Annotated in this window: 2 protein-coding genes and 1 pseudogene; all 3 read right to left on the bottom strand. The window is 72.5% G+C overall.

Going from position 1 to position 1837, the window contains the following annotated elements; translation table 11 throughout:
* Nucleotides 1–551, bottom strand: a 551-nt coding sequence (locus ACXJKL_RS20305; RefSeq protein WP_457208802.1) for a chloride channel protein, incomplete at its 3' end; no start/stop codon positions are given.
* Nucleotides 548–1045 (bottom strand): ion channel, encoded by a 498-nt coding sequence (locus ACXJKL_RS20300; protein WP_457208801.1) that lies wholly within the window; start codon nucleotides 1043–1045, stop codon nucleotides 548–550. The genes ACXJKL_RS20300 and ACXJKL_RS20305, both read right to left, overlap by 4 nt.
* Nucleotides 1046–1312: 267 nt before the next feature.
* A pseudogene (locus ACXJKL_RS20295) lies at nucleotides 1313–1837 on the bottom strand (ABC transporter); the annotation flags it as partial.

Raw genomic sequence — 1837 nt, 5'->3', positions numbered from 1 at the left:
GAGGCGACCAACGGGTTCCCGAACACGGTCGCGATGGCGGCCGCGGAACCGGACGCCGCGATCAGCGTCACCGCCTGTGACGACTGGCCGAGGCGGGTGCGCTGCGCCGCCACGAACGCCAGACCGCTGCCCAGGGCGATCAGGGGTCCCTCCGGGCCGATCACGGCCCCCAGGACCAGGCTCGCCACGGCCGCCAGGAGCACCCCTGGGAGCTCGAGCCCGGTCGTGACGCCAGCCGCCATGCCGTTAGCGGGGGTGTGCCCACCACGTCCGGGAAGCAGCCTGACGACGAGGCCGACCAGGAGCCCGCCCAGTCCGAGGACCAGCACGCAGTACCACGCGGTCGGTCGGTCCCACCCCAGGTCCTGGGGGAGGTCGTGCCACACCCAGTCCTGCATCACCGTCACCAGCGCGAGGAAGCCCCACGCGACCAGCGCCACGGGTATGCCGATCAGGCCGGCGGCCAGCAGGAGCGCGTGGTAGCCCCTGCCACGCAGCACCGTGGTGACGTCGGGCGCCGCGTCGCCCTCCGGGGCGGTCGGCGTCGTCACGGCTGCACCTCGCGCGGGGTCGCGCCACCGCGGCGGCTCTTGCCCACGTTCACCACTCCGACCAGGAGATGGACCCCGAGGCCGAGGATGACCAGGTCGAGCACCATCTGGGTCATCACGAGCACGCGTGCGGACTGGCTGGTGGCGGTGATGTCACCGAACCCCACGGTGGCGAAGACCGTGACCGTGAAGTACATCGCGTCGGTGCGGGTCAACGAGGGCGCGCTGAAGTTCCCCGGACCGTCCAGCGCCACGACGCTGTACGCGGTCGCGTAGAGGACGAGGAAGAAGGGCACCGTGAACGCCAGCCCCTCGACCGCACGGAGCACGGGGTACGTCGCGTGGGCGATGGCCCACAGCTGCCAGGCCACCACCACGGAGAACACTGCGAGGCCCACGGACAGCGACAGCACGACCGGGACCGTCTCGAGCCGGTCGAGCGGCGCCACGTAGTACAACCCGATCAGGAGCCCGGCAGCGATCAGCGACCGCACCAGCACACCCACGAGCACACGGCGTACCTGCCTGCGACTCAGGGAGTCGTCACGGACCGGGACGCCGCCGGGCGGGTCCCTCGTCGCTCCGTCCCTGCCTACGTCTCCGTCCACCCTGCCTCCGTCATGACCCTGCGACCCGCTCACCAGCCGCCGTCCGCCCCACCGTCGCACCGCACCCACCGTCGACACTGGACGCGAGTCGTCGCGGGGCCATCACCCGTCGGGGATGAGTTGTCGCAAGGGGCGTGTCGGGGACCGGCTCGCTCAGCTCCCCAGACGGCGGGCCAGGTACCGGGCGGTGAGCCCGACGCCGGCAGTCGCCACGTCGCGGGGGGACCCGGTGGCGACGACCCGCCCGCCGGTGTCACCTCCGCCGGGACCGAGGTCGACGACCCAGTCCGCGGTGGCGATGGTGTCGAGGTCGTGCTCGACCAGGACGACCGTGTTGCCCGCGTCCACCAGCCGGTGCAGCTGGCGCAGCAGCAGGTCCGTGTCCTGCGGGTGGAGACCGGCCGTGGGCTCGTCGAGGAGGTAGAGCGAGTGACCCCGGTGGGCGCGCTGCAGCTCGGTGGCGAGCTTGATCCGCTGGGCCTCACCACCGCTCAGCTCCGTCGCGGGCTGGCCCAGTCTGAGGTATCCCAGCCCGACCTCGCGCAGGGTCTGCAGACCCCGCGCCGCCGCGGGCACGTCGGCCAGGAAGACCGCCGCGTCGTCGACCGACATGGCGAGCACGTCGGCGATGGTGCGGTCGCGGTGGGTCACCTCCAGGGTCTCGGCGTTGTACCGGGC

The organism is Nocardioides sp. P5_C9_2 (genome assembly GCF_054049555.1).
Note: the sequence above shows the minus strand (reverse complement) of the source record. Positions and strands in the feature narration are given on the sequence as shown.